The following is a 15,388-nucleotide window of genomic DNA, read 5'->3' on the forward strand; positions in this document are numbered from 1 at the left end:
GTGACCCGCCGGGACGACGCTCGGGGCTCAGGCGTGACCCGTGTCGGGCGGGCGACTCACGGCCTCACCGTCCGCCCAGGTGGTCAGGCCGTGGCGATAGGCGTAGACAGCCGCCTGCACCCGGCTCTCCACCCCCAACTTGGTGAGGATCCGGGCCACGTGGACCTTGGCCGTGCCGAGGGTGATCCCCAGCTCCCCCGCGATCCGGGCGTTGCTGTGTCCCCGGGCCACCAGCACCAGCACCTCCCGTTCACGGGTTGTCAGGTCCTCCAGCAACCTTGGAGGCGTGCGCGGCGAGGTCCTGGCGAACCGGTCCACCAGTCGCGGAGTCACCTTGGGATCGATCACCCCCTGCCCGGACGCCGCCGCCCGCACCGCCTCCACGTAGAGCTCCGGGTCGCTCTCCTTGAGCAGGAATCCCACCGCCCCCGCCTGGAGCGCCCCGAACAGGTACTCGTCGGTGTCGAAGGTGGTCAGCATGACCGTCGGCGGCGCGGGCGAGAGCTTCGACAGCTCCCGGGCCGCCGCGACTCCGTCCGTTCCGGGCATGCGGATGTCGGTGAGCACGACGTCCGGCCCAAGGAGCCGCGCCATCGACACCAGCTCCCGACCGTTCGCGGCCGCCCCCACCACGTCCACGTCCTCGACCGGGCCGAACAGCAGCCGCAACCCCTCGCGTGCGGCTGGCTGGTCGTCCGCGACCAACAAGCGGATCATCGCTCCCCCGCCCCCGCCCCCGGCTCCGCGTCCCGTCCGTTCCCCGCCGCCCCGACTCCGGCCACCGCCCGCGGGCGTGCGCCCTCCACGGGAATCACGGCCCGCACCCGCCAGCCCAGCCCCGGCCGCTCTCCCGCCTCCAGGACGCCGCCCAGCTCCTCGGCGCGACGTCGCATCCCCGCCAGACCGTTCCCTCCGGGCTCCTCAGCCCCGGCGCCCACCGGCCCGCGCCCTCCGTCGTCCTCCACCGTGACCGTGAGCGTGGCCGCCGTCCGCGTCAGGCGCACCCGGACCCGTCGTGCCGACGAGTGCCGCAGCACGTTGCCCAGGGACTCCTGGACGATCCTGTACACGTCCGCCCCGGCTCTCTCGGAAAGGCCGTCCCCGGCTCCCTCCGGTATGACCAGATCCACCAGCACCCCCGTCCCCTCCAACACCGCCGTCAGGGACGGAAGGTCGGCGATCCCGGCCCCCGGCACCGCCCCGGTCAGCCTGTCCTCGCGCAACGCCTCCAACAGTTCGCGCACCTCCCGCACCGCGCGGCCGGACAGCTCCGCGACCGACCCGAGCACGGCGACCGCCTCCGGATCCCGGCCCTCCAGCGCCTGGCGACCACCCACCGCCAGCAGGCGAATCGCGCTCAGGTGGTGTCCGGCGACGTCGTGCACCTCACGGACCAGCCGCTCCCGCTCACGCAGCCGTTCACGCTCGAAGGAGTCGCGTACGGCGCGCCGGAGGCCCTCGGCGCGGTCGACCCGCAGCCGCCACACGTACCCGGCCAGGAGGGGTACGAAGGCGGGCAGTGTCCACAGGACGAAGTCCAGCCCGGCACCGACCACGGTCACGGCGGGATCAGAGGGGTCCCCCGACCATGCGACCAACGTGTTGGTTCCGGGGAAGACGACCACCTGGTAGGCGAACCACCACACGACCGACGCCACGGCCAGCAGCGGCACCGTACCGGGACGCCGGTGTGCGGCCGACCCGACGGCGACCACGGCCGCGAGGAGTGAACCGTCGTAGCCCACGGCCGCGTACGCGAGGAACACGAGCACGCCGGTGACCAGCGCGACGGTCACTGGAAACCGCCGCCGCAGCACCAACGGCGCGCAGGCGACCAGCACGACGGCGCACGGTACCCACCCCGTCTCGGCATCGGGGTCGACCGGGGGTATCCGTACCGCCAGCAGTCCCACCAGTAACGCCAACATCGTGTCGCGCACCGGGGCGGGCAGCCATCGCCACCGCCACCGAGCGACCGCCTCGCCCACCCTCGCCGCGTTCATCCGACCATGGTGGAGCACGGCGCGGCGGGACCACGTCCGCCGAAAGGCATACGGGAAGGGACCGGGCTCCTATGCCCTTCGGCGGATGCCGTGGCGACCCCCTCCTCGGAACCATGCGCTCATGGACACCAACACCAGACCACGCGGATCAGGGCGACTGCCGCTCCTGGACGTTCTGCGCGGGATCGCCATCCTCGGCACACTCGGCATGAACATCTGGCTCTTCGGCCACCCTGGATCGGTTGACTACGGACCCGTCGCCGAGGGCCTGCGTACCCTGTTCCTCAGCGGCAAGTTCTACGCGATGCTCACCCTGCTGTTCGGCGTGGGCCTGGCCATCCAGTACCGGGCCGCGAAGGAGGGCGGCCGGTCCTGGCCGGGCACACAGCCCTCGCGGGCCCTCCTCCTGCTCGTGGAAGGAGCCCTGCACGTCGTCCTCCTCTTCGCTTGGGACGTTCTCATGGGCTACGCAGTGACGGCGCTGGTGGTCGTCTACCTCCTGGGCCTGTCCGAACGGACGCGCACCGCGGTGATGTGGACGGCCCTGGGCCTGCACCTCGCCTTCGTCGGAGGGGTGACAGCGGCCATGAGCCTGCTCCTCCCCGTCGAACGCGATCCCCGGCTGACCCCGGAACAGATCGAGTGGGACCGGCTGTACCGCGAGGGGAGCTACTCGGAGCAGGTCCTCGACAGGGCGACGAGCTTCCTCCTCACCCGCACGGAGATCGTCATCGCCCTACCCATGATGGTGTTCCTCTTCCTGCTGGGGGTGCGCCTGTACCGTGCCGGAGCGTTCGGGGACGACCCGCTCGGCCGCACCATCCGGTACCGGATGGCGGTCTGGGGCCTGGGGCTGGGCCTGCCCCTCAACGCGCTGGCCGCCGCCTTCCCCGGGGACCTCGGCATGGCCGGGCGCAACGCCTTCGCCATGGTGCTGATGCTGGGGTACGTGGGGGTGGTGGGAATGGTGATGGACCGGGTACGGCGCCCCGGGCACGTGACCGCCTCACTGACCGCCGTGGGCAGGACCGCGCTGAGCTGCTACCTCCTCCAGAACCTGCTGGCCTCACTGATCTTCTACTCATGGGGGCTCGGCATGGGTCACCTGGCCGAGCACGCGGGCTGGATGGTGGCCGCCTGGGCGGTGATCAGTCTGGTGCTGGTGGTGGGGGCGCGCCTGTGGCTCTCACGGTTCCCACGAGGGCCGATGGAGACGTTCCAGGCGCGGATCCTGGCGCTGGTGCCCGAGCGGAGACCCGTCTCCGGGCCGTCCGCGGTCGAGGAGGGGCGTCCGGAGGCGCGCGGGTGACGTGGAGCGGAACCGTGTCAGAGGGCCGGGGGAGCCCCGGCCTCCACCCATCGGTTCGGGTACCGGCGGCGCCGGTGATTGCATTCCGTGGTCGCGGAGTCCAGGCTCACTGGTGAGTGACCGCAGTTCACCGCCACATCGCTTCGAGGGTGGGAGTCTCTGCCATGTCCCGTGTGAGGGTCCACAACTTCTCCGTCTCCGTCGACGGATTCGCCACCGGTGAGGGGCAGGGTCTCGACACCCCGTTCGGCCACGCCGGTTCGCGACTCCACCAGTGGTTCTTCCCGACCAGGACCTTCCAACGGATGCAGGGCAACCCGGGCGGAAGCACCGGCGTCGACGACGCCATCGCCGGGACCTGGGCCGTCGGCATCGGAGCGGAGATCATGGGCCGCAACAAGTTCGGGGCCCAGCGCGGCCCCTGGGAGGACGACGACTGGGAGGGCTGGTGGGGACCGAACCCGCCCTTCCACACACCGGTCTTCGTTCTGACCCACCACCCCCGCCCCTCGCTGGAGATGGAGGGCGGCACCACCTTCCACTTCATCGACGCCACACCACGGGACGCGCTCCGGCAGGCACGCGAGGCCGCGGGCGACCTGGACGTGCGCATCGGCGGCGGACCGACCACGGTCCGCGAGTTCCTCGCCGCGGACCTCGTCGATCACCTGCACGTCGCCGTCGTCCCGATCGTCCTGGGCCGCGGCGAGCGCCTGTGGGACGGGCTCGAAGGGCTGGAGGGGCGGTTCGAGACCGAGTCCGTGACCAGCCCCAGCGGGGTCACGCACATGACCTTCACCCGGCCGTAGCGACCGCCCGCCCCGCCGACGGCTCCGATCCGGTGAGGGCGGACGCGGCGCGGCCGCCGGACCGCCCCTGGACGGGGACCGGAACCGGGCGCACCGCTTCCGGGCCCCGCCCTCCGTCCCGGGGCGGCTCACCGCCGCCGGTACACGGCCAGGGTCCAGGGCACGAACACCACCACCAGCACCAGCGCGCACACCAGGGTCCACACCACCGAGGAGGTCACCCCGGTCCCCGCCATGAGGTCGCGCACCGCACGCGCCAGGTGCGCCACCGGGTTGACCTCGACCACCACCCGCAGCCAGTCGGGCAGGGTCCGGGCCGGAACGAACACGTCGCCCAGGAACGCCAACGGGAACAGCAGTGTGCTGGCCGCCGTCACCGACGACGCGGAACGCGCCACCAACCCCACCAGCAACCAGACCCACGTCAGGCACACGGCGAAGAGCACCAGCAGCGCCACCGCCGCCAGCGTTCCCCCCACCCCGCCCTGGGGCCGGTACCCCAGCAGCAGACCGGCGCCCAGCACGCTCGCCGCCGCCAACACGTACCGCACCACGTCACCCGCCAGCGATCCCACCAGAGGGGCCGGGCGCCAGACCACCAACGTGCGCAGCCGGTCGAACACCCCCCGCTCGATGTCGGTGTTGAGCCGCACACCCCCGGCCGCGGTGCACAGCACGACGCTCATCACCATCATCCCCGGCAGCAGGAACGACAGGTAGGTGTCGGTGGAACCGGAGATCGCCCCGCCCAGCAGGTAGGTGAACATCACCATCATCAGCACGGGAAAGATGGTCACGTCGATGAGCTGGACGGGTTCCCGCCGCAGGTGGGACAGGGCCCGGCCGCCCAGCAGGGCGGCGGAGCGCACCGCCGTGGGCCGTGTGGGCGCCGGACGCGCCATCAGTTCTCCAAGCGCCTCGGTGCGGTCCATGCGTTCCTCCCCGGTGTTCGGTGCGTACTCGGTCGTCTCGGCGTTCACGCGGCCTCCCCGTTCTCCGTCAGGGACAGGAACACCTCGTCCAGCTCGGGCGGCTGCACACCGAAGGAGCCCACCCGCACCCCGGCCCGGGCCAGGGCGTCCAGGACCCGGGCGCCGGAGCGGGCGACCGGATCCTCCCCGGCCAGGGTCGCGGTGAGGGTGTCCCCGTCCCGGAGCTCGGGGTGGTCGGCGTGCTCGGCCAGCACCCGTCGGGCCGTGTCGAGGTGGCCGCGCTCCTCCAGTCGCAGCCGCAGGCGGGGCCGTCCGTGGTCGGCGCGCAGCCGGGCGGGGGCGCCCTCGGCCAGGACACGGCCCCGACCGATGACCGCGACCCGGTCGGCCAGCTGGTCGGCCTCGGCCAGGTACTGGGTGGTCAACAGCACCGTGGTGCCCTGCTCGGCCAGGGAGCGCACCATGCGCCAGACCTGGTCGCGGCTGCGCGGGTCGAGTCCGGTGGTGGGCTCGTCCAGGAACAGCAGCCGGGGCGAGCCGAGCAGGCTCGCGGCGATGTCGAGCCGACGCCGCATACCGCCGGAGTAGGTGCGCACCGCCCGGCCCGCGGCCTCCGTCAGGTCGAACACCTCCAGCAGGCGTTCGACACGGTCACGGGCCACCACCCGGCGGTGTCCGCTCAGGCGGGCCAGCAGGGTCAGGCCGGTGCGGCCGTCCACCTCCTCGTCCAGTCCGCTCTCCTGTCCGGTGACGCCGATCAGGGTGCGCACCCGCCGGGCCTGGGCCACCACGTCCAGGCCGAGCACCCGCGCGGTGCCGCCGGTGGGTGTCAGGTGGGTGGTGAGCATGCGCACGGTGGTGGTCTTGCCCGCACCGTTGGGGCCGAGCAGCCCGAAGACGGTACCGGCCCGGACCCGCAGGTCCAGGCCCTCGACCGCCGTGGTGGTCCCGAAGGCTCGGGTCAGGCCGTGGGTCTCGATGGCCCAGGGGGGAGCAGTGACGCTCATGGTGTCCTCGCTTTCGCGCAGCACGAGCCGCGCCTCGGCCCCGTGTGGCCGAGACGGGGTGTGCCGCTGGTGTGGTGGTGGAGTGTGCCGGTGGTGGGGCGGGGGCGGGCGCGCGGTACGCGCCGGGGTCAGGCGGGCCCGGCGCCGTCGAGGAAGAGCTCGACCAGCACGCGCGCGCCCGGTTCGGTGCCGCTCAGGTCCACCGCCCGGGCCAGGTGCAGGAAGGCGTTGCACAGCAGGGCCGGGTCCCGGTCGGCCAGTGCGCCGGCGGCCACCGCGCCGCGCAGGTACTCGGTGAGCGGGTCCAGGAGCGCGGAGACGTAGGCGGTGCGCAGCGTGGTGCGCACGTCCGCCTCCAGCTGGTCCAGGGAGTCGAACAGGTACTGGTCGAAGGAGGTGTCGGCCCCGGTGGGGTCGGCCACCGCCTCGGTGATGACGGCCTCCAGCACGGCGGCCAGCTCGCCCTCGGTGGCCAGGGCCCGGGCCAGGGCCCGGCCTCGGCGTTCGATGAAGGCCAGCGCCACCTGCTGGTGGAGGGTCTCCTTGCCTCCGGGGAAGTGGTGGTAGAGCGTGGGTTTTCGGACCCCCACCTCACGGGCGACGGCCTCCAGGGAGGTCCCCCGGTAGCCGTGGGCGGCGAAGTGGGCGGCGTAGACGCTCATGGCGCGTTCTCTGGTGTCGGTGCTCATCGTGCTCCCCCTGGGGTGCCGTTCGGGTGCGTCGCGGTTGCCACACGACCACTCTACCTACCGGTAGGTAGAGAACGGGGCCGACGTGTCGTAACCCCCCTCACACGTGGAGAGGGGGGTGGATCTCGTCCGGGGGGAACCGGGCGCGCGCCGTCGCCCGGGAAGGCGCGCTAACCCAGGTACTCGGCGCGCACGGCGTAGATGGCGGCCTCCGTCCGGGAATGGACCTGGAGTTTCTCCAGGATGTTCCGGACGTGGTTCTTCACGGTGTTCTCCGTGATGAAGAGGCGCTCACCGATCTCCCTGTTGTTCAACGAACGGGCCAGCAGTTTGAGCACCTCGGTCTCACGCGGGGTGAGCTCCGGAATGGCGGGGGCGGCCTTGGGCGTGCGCTCCTGCTTGGCCAGTCCGGCGAACTCGCTGATCAGCTTGATCGCCATGGAGGGGTTGATGAAAGACCGCCCCTCGGCGATCGCCCGAACGGCGCGCGCGATGTCGGTGACGGCGATCTCCTTGAGCAGGTAGCCCGTGGCCCCCGCCTTGAGCGCCTCGAAGAGGTCCGCCTCGTCCTCGCTCATGGTGAGCATGACGAACTTGACCTCGGGCACGGCCGCGCGAATCCTCGGGCAGGCCTCGATCCCCGTGGAGTTGGGCATCATGACGTCCATCAGCACCACGTCGGGCCGTAGTTCGGTGGCGAGCACCACCGCCTCGTCGCCGTCGGCGGCCTCACTGACCACGTCGATGTCGGCCTCGTCGTTGAGGACCGAAACCAGCCCCCTGCGGAAGAGCGCGTGGTCGTCCACCACGAGGACCCTGATCGGGGCCGCCGGTGCCACCACCTCCTCCGAGGCGTAGTTCAGCCGAGCGGGTGACAGGGGGTGGGGACTCACCAGAACTCCTATTGCGCATAACCGAAATACCGGGTTTCCGGATCGGCTCGCTGACGGCGGTTCCGAGAATCCGGACAATGGGGGAGTTCACCAGCGAATCCTCCCTCAGCGAGGCTCTCTACACTGTCCCATAAGTGATCAGAGAACGGTATGTGCTTGGAATTCTCGGCCGTCTCCGGGCACGGACGGCGATCCCCCGCGATCGGCGGAGAACGAGGGCGACGTGCGCCTACTCTCCTCCCCCGCCCTCTCCGGCGTGCTCCAGGGCGGCCAGCGCCGTCACCGCCCCCAGCTCCCAGCAGGCCTCCCGGACGCCCGCGTCCGGACGGCCCGTGACGGCGACCGGCGGCCGGTGCCGGTGCCACCCCATGCCCTTGGCGATCGACTCCACCGCGCGGACCGCCCCGGAGGTGTCGTTGTCACCGTGGACGTACAGTGCGTACGGAAGCCCCTGCGTGTCGACCTGCACCGGGTAGTACACGGTGTCGAAGAAGTGCTTGAGGGCGCCGGACATGTAACCGATGTTGGCGGGGGTACCGAGTACCACCGCGTCGGCTTCGAGCAGGTCCGCGGCGTTCGCGGAGAGTGCTGCCTTGACCTGCACTCGTACGCCTTCGATATCGTCTGTACGGGCGCCGTCGAGCACCGCGTCCAGCAGTTCCCTGGTGGCGGGTGAGACCGTGTGGTGAACGATGAGCAGTCGTGCCATGCCCCCCACATTAGGCAGATCCCCCTGGCGTGGCCCGGTCACACGCTCCCGCTCACCGTGAGCACCGCGGAAGAAAGCCAAGGACCCCATGAATCAGCCTCCTCCCCACGGACAGGACCCCTATCAGGGTGGTCCTCCCTACGGATCGCCCTCCGGCGGTCAGCCCGCCATGGGCCCGCCCTCCGGGGGCCAGCCCGCGATGGGCCCGCCGCCCGGCGGCATGCCCCCCGGAGGGATGCCCCCGGGCGGGATGCCTCCCGGCGGACCGCCGCCCATGGGCCCGCCCCCGCCCGGCGGGATGCCCCCCGGCGGCCCGGGCGGCCCGGGTGGCCCCGGCGGCCCCTACGGCGGTGACCCCTACGGTGCCCCGGGCGGCCCCGGCTACGGCGGCGACCCCTACGGCGGCCAGTACGCGGGCGGCCAGTACGGCCCGCCCACCCCTCCTCCGTCCAAGGGCGGCGGCCCCTGGCTGTGGATCAGCCTGGGCTGCGGCGGTCTCTTCGTCATCGGTGTGGCCCTGGTCGTCCTCCTCGTCTTCTTCCTCGCCGACGACGGCGGTGACGACGGCTACGGCGGCGGGTCCTCCGGCGGCACCTCGGAGTCCGAGGAGTCCGAGGAGTCCGAGGGCACCGGCGGGACCTCCGGCGACACCAGCACCGGCCTCGGGAACGAGGAGCGCTCGAACCCGGACATGCCGGGGATCGGCGAGGAGGTCAGCCACAACGGCATGGTCTTCACGATCACGGAGATCGAGGTCGGCGCCGACGTCCCGGGGCACACTCCCTACGGCGAGTACGTCGTGGTGTACGTGAACGTCACTCCCGACGGCAACGAGGACATCGAGTTCTGGCGCGACGAGCAGCACCTCTACACCTACTCCGGCGAGGCCATCCAGGAGGACTACGTCGCGACGGAGGGCTTCGACTCGAACTTCACGATGGACGTCGACATCGCCCCGGGTGACTCCGAGGTCGTGCCGATCGTCTTCGACGTCGACAACCCCGCCGACATCTCCCACATGGGCCTGAGCGCCGAGTTCCTGGGCGGCGACGAGATCGAGGTCGACGTCACCGGCTGACCCGTTCCGGGCCGGGCGTACACCGGCCGCACCCCCTGACCCCGGACCGCGACCACGGTCCGGGCGGTACCGCCCGAGGGCGGCCGGGCACACCCGCCCGGCCGCCCTCGGGCGCGTGTGCGAAGGCATGAAAATCCACGCCCCGAGCACGGCGAAACCTGTCGCTTCCTCCGAATTGATTTCGCCGCACAAAGGACATTGGTAACCGTGGCCACGGGAGTGCGCACACTTCACCCGTTTCTTTTCCGTCGCCCGGATGTCGGACGTTGACCGGCCATTCCCCTCTTACCTAAGGTGCGACCTCTACAACGCGCCGGCCGCGTCCTTCGCCGCCCGCAGTCGGGGCGGCGCTCGAAGAGGAGCGAGGGAACCATGCCGCACACCGTCCGGGCCGCACTCGTACAGACCGAGTGGACCGGTGACGCCGAATCCATGATGGCCGCCCACGAGAAGTACGCACGTGACGCCGCCGCCCAGGGAGCGCGGGTCATCGGCTTCCAGGAGGTCTTCAACGCCCCCTACTTCTGCCAGGTGCAGGAGCCCGAACACCACCGCTGGGCCGAGCCCGTCCCCGACGGCCCCACCGTCACCCGGTTCGGCGCCCTGGCCAGGGAACTGAACATGGTCATGGTGCTGCCGGTCTTCGAGGTGGAGAAGCCCGGCTTCTACTACAACACCGCAGCCGTCATCGACGCGGACGGCACGTACCTCGGCAAGTACCGCAAGCACCACATCCCGCAGGTGAAGGGCTTCTGGGAGAAGTACTACTTCCGTCCCGGCAACCTGGGCTGGCCGGTCTTCGACACGGCGGTCGGGCGGATCGGCGTCTACATCTGCTACGACCGGCACTTCCCCGAGGGGTGGCGTGCACTCGGCCTGGCCGGGGCCCAGCTCGTCTACAACCCCTCCGCCACCAGCCGGGGCCTGTCCGCCTACCTGTGGAAGCTGGAGCAGCCCGCGGCGGCCGTGGCCAACGCGTACTTCGTGGCGGCGATCAACCGGGTCGGGGTCGAGGAGTACGGCGACAACGACTTCTACGGGAGCAGCTACTTCGTGGACCCGCGCGGCCGGTTCGTCGGGGACGTGGCCTCCGACACCGACGCGGAGCTGGTCGTGCGCGACCTCGACCTCGACCTGGTCGACGAGGTCCGCCAGCAGTGGGCGTTCTACCGGGACCGCAGACCGGACGCGTACGGACCGCTGGTGGAGGGGTAGGCCCATGACCCGAACCCTCATCAGCGGCGGCCTCGTCGTCACCGCCTCCGAGGAACTGGAGGCGGACGTCCTCGTCGAGGGCGGCAAGGTGGCCGCGCTCGCCCTGCGCGGCAGCGACCCGGCCCGCTCCTGGGCCGCCAGCGGCGCCCGGACCATCGACGCCACCGGCCACTACGTCGTCCCGGGCGGCGTGGACGGTCACACCCACATGGAGATGCCCTTCGGCGGCACCCGCTCCGCCGACACCTTCGAGACCGGCACCCGCGCCGCCGCGTGGGGCGGCACCACCACCATCGTCGACTTCGCGATCCAGCGGCCGGGCGAGTCCGTGCGCGCCGGGGTGGACGCGTGGATGGCCAAGGCGGACGGTGCCTGTGCCGTCGACTACGCCTTCCACGCGATCCTGTCCGACGTCAACGACTCCTCCCTCAAGGAGATGGACGCTCTCGTGGACGAGGGCATCACCTCGTTCAAGCTGTTCATGGCCTATCCGGGCGTGTTCTACAGCGACGACGGGCAGATCCTGCGGGCCATGCAGCGCGGCGCCGCCAACGGCGCGCTCACCATGATGCACGCGGAGAACGGCATCGCCATCGACGTCCTGGTGGAGCAGGCGCTGGCCGAGGGCCGGACCGACCCCCGGTACCACGGGGAGGTCCGGAAGGCCCTGCTGGAGTCCGAGGCCACCCACCGCGCCATCCAGCTGGCCCGGGTGGCGGGTGCGCCCCTGTACGTCGTGCACGTGTCCGCGACCGAGGCCGTGGCCGAGCTGGCGCGCGCACGGGACCTGGGCCTGAACGTGTTCGGGGAGACCTGCCCGCAGTACCTGTTCCTGTCCACGGACAACCTGGCCGAGCCGGGGTTCGAGGGCGCCAAGTACGTGTGCTCCACACCGCTGCGCCCCCGGGACCACCAGGAGCACCTGTGGCGGGCGCTGCGCACCAACGACCTGTCCGTGGTCTCCACCGACCACTGCCCGTTCTGCTTCGTCGGGCAGAAGGACCTGGGCGTGGGCGACTTCTCCCGGATCCCCAACGGCATGCCGGGGGTGGAGCACCGGATGGACCTGCTGCACCAGGCCGTGGTGGAGGGGCACATCAGCCGCCGCCGGTGGATCGAGCTGGCCTGCGCCACCCCGGCGCGCATGTTCGGGATGTACCCGAAGAAGGGCACCGTGGCCCCGGGAGCCGACGCCGACCTGGTGGTCTACGACCCCGGCGCCGAGCAGACCCTCTCGGCCGCCACCCACCACATGAACGTGGACTACTCCGCCTACGAGGGGAAGCGGGTGACGGGCCGGGCCCGCACCGTGCTCTCACGCGGTCGCGTGATCGTGGACGACGGTTCCTACCTGGGCTCGGCCGGTGACGGCTCCTACGTGCCCCGGTCCACCTGCCAGTACCTGGTCTGAGGAGGCTCACATGGACTTCGGACTCGTCCTCCAGACGGATCCGCCCGCCGACCTGCTGATCGAACGGATGGTCCGCGCCGAGGGGCACGGCTTCACCCACGGGTGGACGTTCGACTCCGCGGTGCTCTGGCAGGAACCCTTCGTCATCCACAGCCGGGTGCTGGACCGGACCGAACGGATGGTGGTCGGCCCGATGGTCACCAACCCGAGCACCCGCTCGTGGGAGGTGACGGCGTCGACGTTCGCCACCCTCAACGACATGCACGGCAACCGGACCGTCTGCGGGATCGGCCGGGGCGACTCCGCCCTGCGCGTGGCCGGACGCAAACCCGCCACGCTGGCCCAGCTCTCCGAGGCGATGACGGTGATCCGGGACCTCGCCGAGGGCCGCGAGGCCCGGATGGGCGAGACCGGGATGCGCATCCCCTGGGTGCGTGGGGGTTCCCTGCCCATGTGGATGGGCGCGTACGGTCCCAAGGCCCTCGACATGGTGGGGCGTGAGGCGGACGGCTTCATCCTCCAGCTCGCGGACCCCTACCTGACCGAGTGGATGGTGCGGGCCGTGCGGACGGCCGCCGAGGCCGCCGGGCGTGGGCCCGACGCGGTGCGGATCTGCGTGGCCGCGCCCGCCTACGTGACCGACGGGTCGGCCGAGGGACTGGCGCACGCCAGGAAGCAGTGCCGCTGGTTCGGGGGGATGGTCGGCAACCACGTCGCGGACCTCGTGGCCCGGTACGGCGACCAGTCCGACGTGGTGCCCCAGGAGCTCACCGACTACGTGAGGGCCCGGGAGGGCTACGACTACAGCCACCACGGTCGGGTGGACAACCCCGACACCGACTTCGTCCCCGACGCCATCGTGGACCGGTTCTGCCTCCTCGGGTCGGTCTCCGACCACGTGGAGAAGCTGGAGCGGCTCCGTGCCCTGGGGGTGGACCAGTTCGCGGTCTACGCCATGCACGACGACGTCGACGGGGTGATCGACACCTACGGCAGGGAGGTCGTCCCGGCGCTGTCCGGGGAACCCGTGGCCTGACCGCCCCTCCGCCCTCGTGGGCGGTCCCGGCCGGGACCGCCCACGAGGCGTCAGTACGACACGGATGACGTGCGAAGATATTCGATGGCCTGAAGCAGATCAGGATATTTCGGGTATGACCGGGTTCCCGCACAGGCCGCACGCGCGTGGGACCTGCGTCGCGCCCACGCACTCGCTCCCCGTCAGCACCACCGAAACACAGGTGACCCGTGTCCCACTCACCACCCGCGCCAGAGTCAACGTCCCAGGTCGTCCACCCCGACGGTCGGGTGTCGATGCCCGAGGGCACCACGCTCCCCGACGGCCCGTTCGTCAACGACGACCTCCAGCCCGTCCCCATGTCCAAGCGGACCTGGGGCACCGGGAGCTTCACCGCGCTGTGGGTGAGCATGTCGGTGAGCATCCCCGCGTGGACGCTGGCCAGCGGGCTGATCGCCGCCGGGATGGACTGGCGGCAGGCGATGGTCACCATCGTGCTGGGCAACCTGATCGTGCTGCTGCCGATGGTGCTCACCGGGCACGCGGGCGCCAAGTACGGCATCCCGTTCCCGGTGTTCGCCCGGTCCTCCTTCGGCCTGCGCGGCGCCAACCTGCCCGCCCTGCTGCGCGGCGCCGTCGCCTGCGGGTGGTTCGGCATCCAGACGTGGGTCGGCGGTCAGGGCGTGTACGTCCTGGCCGGTCGCCTGTTCGGTGACTCCTGGACCGGCGCCGCCGCGATCGGCGGGTACGCGTGGACGCTGTGGCTGTCGTTCGGCCTGTTCTGGCTGGTGCAGGTCGCGATCATCCTGTGGGGCATGGAGGGCGTGCGCAGGCTCCAGGTCTGGGCGGCGCCGCTGATGGCCGTCGGCGGTGTGGCGCTGCTGGCGTGGATGGCCTACGAGGCGGGCGGCTTCGGGCCGATGCTCAGCACGGAGGACGGCCTCGGCTGGGGTCCGTCGTTCTGGGTGCTGTTCTTCCCCTCGCTCATGGGCGTGATCGGCTACTGGGCGACCCTGACCCTGAACATCAGCGACTTCACCCGGTTCGCCTCCTCGCAGCGCTCCCAGGTCCTCGGCCAGTCGCTGGGCCTGCCCACCACGATGACGCTCTTCTCGCTGATCGCGGTCATGGTGACGGCCGGGACCTCGGTCGTCTACGGCGAGGCACTGTGGAACCCGATCGACGTCGTGAACCAGATGGGCAGCGGGATCGGCCTGCTCTTCGCGATCTTCGTGGTGCTGCTGGCGACCGTGTCCACCAACATCGCCGCGAACCTGGTGGGCCCCGCCTACGACCTGGCCAACCTGAAGCCGAACTGGTTCAGCTTCCGGGTGGGCGCGATCACCACGTCGTTCCTGGGGGTCATGATCTTCCCCTGGAAGCTCATGGAGGACGAGAACGTCTACATCTTCTCGTGGCTGGGCACGGTCGGCAGCCTGCTCGGCGCGGTGGCGGGCATCCTGCTGGCCGACTACTGGCTGCTGCGCCGCACCCGGGTGAACCTGCCCGCGCTCTACACGCGTGACTCCGAGTACTGGTACTCGCGCGGCTGGAACTGGCGCGCGCTGGTGGCCTTCGGCGTGGGCGCGCTGCTGGCCGTGGGCGGCGCCGACCTGGGCTCGGGTCCGCTCATCGGGTTCCTGGCCCCGCTGGCCGACTACGGCTGGGTGGTGGCCCTGCTCACCGCGCTGCTGCTGCACTGGGGGCTGGGCCGGTTCGTTCCGGACCGCCGCCAGCACGAGGCCGACCTCACCGCCGCGGGAAGGCCCACCGAGCCCGCCGCCTGAGCCCCGGGGCGCCAGCCCCGCGGTCCCCGACCCCGGTTTCCCGAAGTGATCACTCACGATCCGGGAACCGGGGTCGGCCCTTTTCCGCCCCCGTGTCCGACTGGCCGGTTCACGAACGCGCGGGGTCCGGGTCCGGTATGTCACGACACGCCGGGCGCGGCCCCGCTTCCCGGGCAGACCAACCGGACACAGCGTGCCGAACAGCACGGCATGTTTCGTTGTTTTCCGTGGTCAGAGGGGGGTAACGTCGAAATCTGCGTACATCCCCCGGGCATCCTTCCCGTGGGGACGACGGCCAGCGGACCTCTCAGGCACCTCACGCCACCGCGACCTCGCGGGCAACACGTCACACCGTCGTGTGAACCGGATCGTGCCCCATGCCGTCATCAATGTGGAGTTCCCGCGCGAATCGTGCGTGAACACCAGAAGAACGTCAGTACACCATCCGAGAAACCCTTCACCCCACGGGGCGTCACGGTCATCCGCGACTCGGCCTGACGTGCCACCACCGAGCACGTTGTTCCCCCAAGG

At 71.1% G+C, this 15,388-nt stretch carries 14 protein-coding genes; 7 read left to right on the plus strand and 7 right to left on the minus strand.

Annotated features, from left to right (window positions below; all coding sequences use genetic code 11):
- Positions 1-27: 27 nt before the first annotated feature.
- A complete protein-coding gene (locus tag ACFW3L_RS09995; protein ID WP_378738458.1) occupies positions 28-717 on the minus strand; it encodes a response regulator in 690 nt (229 codons plus the stop codon).
- Complete coding sequence (locus tag ACFW3L_RS10000; protein ID WP_378738460.1) at positions 714-2,003, minus strand: sensor histidine kinase; 1,290 nt, start codon at positions 2,001-2,003, stop codon at positions 714-716. The genes ACFW3L_RS09995 and ACFW3L_RS10000 overlap by 4 nt, the downstream gene beginning before the upstream one ends.
- 121 nt (positions 2,004-2,124) lie before the next feature.
- On the opposite strand from ACFW3L_RS10000, the gene ACFW3L_RS10005 reads away from it, so the two are divergent.
- A complete protein-coding gene (locus ACFW3L_RS10005) occupies positions 2,125-3,312 on the plus strand; it encodes a DUF418 domain-containing protein (RefSeq protein WP_378738462.1) in 1,188 nt (395 codons plus the stop codon).
- Positions 3,313-3,476: 164 nt separating this feature from the next.
- On the plus strand, positions 3,477-4,121 hold the full coding sequence (locus ACFW3L_RS10010) for a dihydrofolate reductase family protein (RefSeq protein ID WP_378738464.1): 645 nt from the start codon (positions 3,477-3,479) through the stop codon (positions 4,119-4,121).
- A gap of 128 nt (positions 4,122-4,249) precedes the next feature.
- Here the strand turns inward: ACFW3L_RS10010 and ACFW3L_RS10015 are convergent, their stop codons facing one another.
- The 5 genes from ACFW3L_RS10015 to ACFW3L_RS10035 form a co-directional block, all read right to left on the minus strand.
- The gene (locus tag ACFW3L_RS10015) at positions 4,250-5,101 is read right to left on the minus strand and encodes an ABC transporter permease (RefSeq protein ID WP_378738466.1); all 852 of its coding nucleotides are present in this window, start codon (positions 5,099-5,101) and stop codon (positions 4,250-4,252) included.
- On the minus strand, positions 5,098-6,060 hold the full coding sequence (locus tag ACFW3L_RS10020) for an ATP-binding cassette domain-containing protein (protein WP_378738469.1): 963 nt from the start codon (positions 6,058-6,060) through the stop codon (positions 5,098-5,100). The genes ACFW3L_RS10015 and ACFW3L_RS10020 overlap by 4 nt, the downstream gene beginning before the upstream one ends.
- Before the next feature lie 128 nt (positions 6,061-6,188).
- Positions 6,189-6,749 carry a TetR/AcrR family transcriptional regulator gene (locus ACFW3L_RS10025; protein WP_378738471.1) on the minus strand — a complete coding sequence of 187 codons (561 nt, stop codon included), beginning with the start codon at positions 6,747-6,749 and terminating at the stop codon, positions 6,189-6,191.
- 170 nt (positions 6,750-6,919) lie between these two features.
- Positions 6,920-7,642, minus strand: a complete 723-nt coding sequence (locus ACFW3L_RS10030) for a response regulator (protein ID WP_378738474.1) — start codon at positions 7,640-7,642, stop codon at positions 6,920-6,922.
- Positions 7,643-7,871: 229 nt separating this feature from the next.
- On the minus strand, positions 7,872-8,351 hold the full coding sequence (locus ACFW3L_RS10035; protein ID WP_378738476.1) for a flavodoxin family protein: 480 nt from the start codon (positions 8,349-8,351) through the stop codon (positions 7,872-7,874).
- Between the two features lie 88 nt (positions 8,352-8,439).
- Between ACFW3L_RS10035 and ACFW3L_RS10040 the strand changes: the two genes are divergently transcribed.
- The 5 genes from ACFW3L_RS10040 (at position 8,440) to ACFW3L_RS10060 (ending at position 14,857) form a co-directional block, all read left to right on the plus strand.
- Complete coding sequence (locus ACFW3L_RS10040) at positions 8,440-9,429, plus strand: DUF4352 domain-containing protein (RefSeq protein ID WP_378738479.1); 990 nt, start codon at positions 8,440-8,442, stop codon at positions 9,427-9,429.
- A gap of 372 nt (positions 9,430-9,801) precedes the next feature.
- Positions 9,802-10,644: a nitrilase-related carbon-nitrogen hydrolase gene (locus ACFW3L_RS10045; RefSeq protein WP_378738481.1), complete on the plus strand. Its 843-nt coding sequence runs from the start codon at positions 9,802-9,804 to the stop codon at positions 10,642-10,644.
- A 4-nt stretch (positions 10,645-10,648) separates the two neighbouring features.
- The gene (gene hydA, locus ACFW3L_RS10050) at positions 10,649-12,055 is read left to right on the plus strand and encodes a dihydropyrimidinase (RefSeq protein ID WP_378738483.1); all 1,407 of its coding nucleotides are present in this window, start codon (positions 10,649-10,651) and stop codon (positions 12,053-12,055) included.
- Positions 12,056-12,065: 10 nt separating this feature from the next.
- Positions 12,066-13,091 carry a TIGR03842 family LLM class F420-dependent oxidoreductase gene (locus tag ACFW3L_RS10055; RefSeq protein ID WP_378738485.1) on the plus strand — a complete coding sequence of 342 codons (1,026 nt, stop codon included), beginning with the start codon at positions 12,066-12,068 and terminating at the stop codon, positions 13,089-13,091.
- A 209-nt stretch (positions 13,092-13,300) separates the two neighbouring features.
- Positions 13,301-14,857 carry an NCS1 family nucleobase:cation symporter-1 gene (locus tag ACFW3L_RS10060; protein ID WP_378738487.1) on the plus strand — a complete coding sequence of 519 codons (1,557 nt, stop codon included), beginning with the start codon at positions 13,301-13,303 and terminating at the stop codon, positions 14,855-14,857.
- Positions 14,858-15,388 lie beyond the last annotated feature (531 nt).

This window comes from Nocardiopsis sp. NPDC058789, assembly GCF_042745575.1.
In the GTDB taxonomy this organism is placed as follows: domain Bacteria; phylum Actinomycetota; class Actinomycetes; order Streptosporangiales; family Streptosporangiaceae; genus Nocardiopsis; species Nocardiopsis eucommiae.

What these genes read in the sequence shown, in the direction of transcription:
- ACFW3L_RS09995 (WP_378738458.1), bottom strand. Translation starts at nt 717, where the DNA reads ATGATCCGCTTGTTGGTCGCGGACGACCAGCCAGCCGCACGCGAGGGG.
- ACFW3L_RS10000 (WP_378738460.1), bottom strand. Translation starts at nt 2,003, where the DNA reads ATGAACGCGGCGAGGGTGGGCGAGGCGGTCGCTCGGTGGCGGTGGCGA.
- ACFW3L_RS10005 (WP_378738462.1), top strand. Translation starts at nt 2,125, where the DNA reads ATGGACACCAACACCAGACCACGCGGATCAGGGCGACTGCCGCTCCTG.
- ACFW3L_RS10010 (WP_378738464.1), top strand. Translation starts at nt 3,477, where the DNA reads ATGTCCCGTGTGAGGGTCCACAACTTCTCCGTCTCCGTCGACGGATTC.
- ACFW3L_RS10020 (WP_378738469.1), bottom strand. Translation starts at nt 6,060, where the DNA reads ATGAGCGTCACTGCTCCCCCCTGGGCCATCGAGACCCACGGCCTGACC.
- ACFW3L_RS10025 (WP_378738471.1), bottom strand. Translation starts at nt 6,749, where the DNA reads ATGAGCACCGACACCAGAGAACGCGCCATGAGCGTCTACGCCGCCCAC.
- ACFW3L_RS10035 (WP_378738476.1), bottom strand. Translation starts at nt 8,351, where the DNA reads ATGGCACGACTGCTCATCGTTCACCACACGGTCTCACCCGCCACCAGG.
- ACFW3L_RS10040 (WP_378738479.1), top strand. Translation starts at nt 8,440, where the DNA reads ATGAATCAGCCTCCTCCCCACGGACAGGACCCCTATCAGGGTGGTCCT.
- ACFW3L_RS10045 (WP_378738481.1), top strand. Translation starts at nt 9,802, where the DNA reads ATGCCGCACACCGTCCGGGCCGCACTCGTACAGACCGAGTGGACCGGT.
- hydA (WP_378738483.1), top strand. Translation starts at nt 10,649, where the DNA reads ATGACCCGAACCCTCATCAGCGGCGGCCTCGTCGTCACCGCCTCCGAG.
- ACFW3L_RS10055 (WP_378738485.1), top strand. Translation starts at nt 12,066, where the DNA reads ATGGACTTCGGACTCGTCCTCCAGACGGATCCGCCCGCCGACCTGCTG.